This window comes from Janibacter sp. CFPM2_SD2 (assembly GCF_057364645.1).
On sequence record NZ_JBNFOF010000265.1, the window covers coordinates 1 to 3147 of the forward strand.

The 3147-nt window shown below is 71.5% G+C and carries 2 protein-coding genes and 2 pseudogenes; 2 read left to right on the forward strand and 2 right to left on the reverse strand.

Annotation, left to right across the window (positions count from 1 at the left end; all coding sequences use genetic code 11):
• Both AC2W7J_RS16940 and AC2W7J_RS16945 read right to left on the reverse strand, forming a co-directional pair.
• A pseudogene (locus tag AC2W7J_RS16940) lies at positions 1-460 on the reverse strand (carboxyl transferase domain-containing protein); the annotation flags it as partial.
• A gap of 25 nt (positions 461-485) precedes the next feature.
• Positions 486-1681 (reverse strand): annotated as a pseudogene (locus AC2W7J_RS16945) (acyl-CoA dehydrogenase family protein).
• An 82-nt stretch (positions 1682-1763) separates the two neighbouring features.
• Here AC2W7J_RS16945 and AC2W7J_RS16950 point away from each other — a divergent pair.
• A complete protein-coding gene (locus AC2W7J_RS16950) occupies positions 1764-2192 on the forward strand; it encodes a MerR family transcriptional regulator (protein WP_255184066.1) in 429 nt (142 codons plus the stop codon).
• Positions 2193-2278: 86 nt separating this feature from the next.
• Complete coding sequence (locus tag AC2W7J_RS16955; RefSeq protein ID WP_485983845.1) at positions 2279-3070, forward strand: hypothetical protein; 792 nt, start codon at positions 2279-2281, stop codon at positions 3068-3070.
• The last annotated feature ends 77 nt before the right edge of the window (positions 3071-3147 follow it).

Below are 3147 nucleotides of genomic sequence, written 5' to 3' on the forward strand. Positions count from 1 at the left end.
GTCGGACTATGCGGTCGGACCGGCGCCGCGCGGCCGGGGAACATCTCGACCTGGTCGGTGATGCGCGCGCCGCGGAGTCGACGAGCCAGAAGACCGGCAGCTCCTCGCGCAGCGCCGTCTCGGTGGCGCGCACGATCTTCTCCACCGTGCGGGCGCCCCACGAGCCGGCCTTGACCGTCGGGTCGTTGGCGATGACGATGACCGGCCGGTCGTCGACGAGCCCGCGGCCGGTGACGACGCCGTCGGCCGGCAGCCCGGGCGCGAGCGCATTGGCATAGCGCCCGTCCTCGACGAAGCTGCCCTCGTCGACGAGCAGTGCGATGCGGTCGCGGACGTAGAGCTTGCCCTGGGACTCGAGCTTCGCCGCGGCCTTGTCGGTCGGGCGCTCGGAGGCCTCGTGCGCCTCGCGGATACGGCGGCGGACGTCCTCGACCGCGGGGTCGAGCGGATAGCTGCTCACTGGGACTCTCCTTCGTCCGGGCGGCTCAGACCGGCAGGCCGAGGTGGCGGGCGATGACCATGCGCTGCACCTCGGAGGTGCCCTCGCCGATCTCGAGGATCTTGGCGTCGCGGTAGAAGCGCGCGACGGGGTACTCCTCCATGAAGCCGTTGCCGCCGAAGACCTGCGTGGCGATGCGCGTCGCGCTCACCGCGGCCTCGGAGGTGTAGAGCTTGGCGATCGAGGCGGCCTTGGCGACCTCCTGCGTCGAGCGACGACCGCGGTCGGCCTCGTCCTTGAGCCAGGCGGCCTTGTAGGTGAGCACGCGGGAGGTCTCGGCCATGACGGCGAGGTCGGAGACCTGGAAGCTCACGCCCTGGTTGACGCCGATCGCCGGCCGAAGGCGGTGCGGGTCTGCGCGTAGTCGGTGGCCAGCTCGAGCATCCGCTGGGTCAGGCCGGTGGCGAGCGCCGAGATGGCGATGCGGCCGTCGTCGAGCGTCTTGAGGAACTGACGGAAACCCTGCCCCTCCTGCCCGACGAGGTGGTCGGCGGGGACGCGGCAGCCGGCGAAGCTCAGCCCGTGGGTGTCGGAGATGTTCCACCCGAGCTTGTCGTAGGGCGCCTCGACGGTGAAGCCGGGCGTGCCGCTGGGGACGATGATCGCGGAGATCTGCGGGCGACCCTCCGCGCTCGTGCCGGTGCGGGCGGTCACCGTGACGAGCGAGGTGATGTCGGTGCCGGAGTTGGTGATGAAGGACTTCGCGCCGTCGATGACCCACTCGTCGCCGTCGCGCTTCGCCGTCGTGCGGGTGCCACCGGCGTCGGAGCCGGCGTCGGGCTCGGTGAGACCGAAGCCGGCGAGCGCGCGCCCGGCGACGAGGTCGGGGAGCCAGCGGTCGCGCTGCTCGTCGGTGCCGTAGGTGAGGATCGGGTTGATGCCCAGGCCGACGCCGGCGGAGAGCGTGATGCCGATGGACTGGTCCACGCGGCCGAGCTCCTCGATCGCGACGCACAGGGCGGTGAAGTCGGACTGGACGACGCCGTCGACGGTCTCGGCCGACCCGCCCCAGCGCTCGGGGACGACGAGCCCGAAGAGGCCGAGGTCGCCCATGCGGTGCACGACCTCGAGCGGCAGGTGGTGGTCCTTGTCCCACTGGGCCACGTGCGGCTCCACCTCGCGCTCGGCGAAGTCGCGCACGCTCGCGCGGAAGTCCTCGTGGTCCTGCGACAGCTCGAACATGCCCGACCTCTCCCGGCGCCCCGGGGTCACCGGCAGCACCATTGCTTGACGTTGACGTCAACGTAAAGCATCATCTCGGGTCATGACAAGCCGGACGAAGGGGGCGACTCCCCCGAGCGCGGATGCTCCCGACGAGCACGCGCGGACGTGGACGATCCGCGAGGTCGCCGACGAGTTCGGCATCACCACGCGCACGGTCCGGCACTACGAGGACATCGGGCTCATCTCGCCCGAGCGGCAGGGCACGACGCGCCTCTTCCACCGGCGCGACCGCACCCGGCTGTCTCTGGTGCTGCGCGGCAAGCGGCTCGGCTTCCCGCTCGACGAGATCGCCAAGATCATCGACCTCTACGACGCACCGCGCGGTCGCCGCAGCCAGCTCGAGTACGTGCTCGGCCAGATCGACGAGCGCCGCGCGGACCTGGAGCAGCGGCGGCGCGACATCGACGACGCGCTCGCCGAGCTCGACACCTTCGAGCAGCGCTGCCGCACCGAGCTCCGCACGCGCTGACCCATCCGTTTCTCCCTTCGCCCCGAACTCCTGCCACGAGGCCTCCGGTCATCCGAGATCGGCCGGCCACGACGAAGGAGTCAGGTATGCACACCCTCACCAAGGCCGCCCTCGCCACCCCGGCCGCGTGCGCGATCCTCCTCGCGGGAGCCAACGGCGCGAGCGCCGACGAGAAGTGGACGATGAAGCTCACCGACACGATGGGCAACGACAGCGGGTCCTCGTCGACCGCACAGCTGTCGCTCGCCGGCGACCAGCTGACGGTCGACATCACGGGCACGGGGTTCACCCCCAACTCGCCCCACGCCCAGCACTTCCACGGGTCCTTCGACGAGAACAAGGACTTCACCTGCCCGACGTCGGCTGCCGACGCGGACGGCGACGGCCAGGTCAACACCGAGGAGGGCCTGCCGACCTACGGCGACATCATGATCTCGCTGACGACGAAGGGGGACACGAGCCCTGACAGCGGTCTCGCCGTCGACCGCATGCCGACCGCCGACGCGAACGGCAACCTGTCGTACTCGCGCACGATCACCCTGCCCGAGGGCGCCGGCGCCAAGCTGAAGAACCTGCACATCGTGCAGCACGGCCTCGACGCCAACGGCAACGACAAGTACGACCTCGACGCGCTCGGCGAGTCGAGCTTCGCGAAGTCCGTCGGGGTCAAGGGCATCCCCGAGGAGGCCACCAACCCGGCGACGTGCGGCACGGTCACCGGCGCGGCCGTCGGCGCTCCGCCCACGGGTGGCGTCGAGACGGGCGGCGGGAGCACCGAGGGTGTCGAGGCGAAGGGCGCCCTGGGCGCCGGCGCCTTCGCCATGGTCGGCGCGCTCGGCCTGCTCGCCTACCGCCGTCGCCTGACGCGGGAGAGCTGAGCCGGTCTGCGTGAGCGCACCCGGGGCCGCGGCCGTCGCGCGCAGTCGTGACGTCGCGGTCGTGGCCGTCGCCGTCC

Coding starts and splice junctions, on each gene's coding strand:
- AC2W7J_RS16950 (WP_255184066.1), top strand. CDS start 1,764: ATGACAAGCCGGACGAAGGGGGCGACTCCCCCGAGCGCGGATGCTCCC.
- AC2W7J_RS16955 (WP_485983845.1), top strand. CDS start 2,279: ATGCACACCCTCACCAAGGCCGCCCTCGCCACCCCGGCCGCGTGCGCG.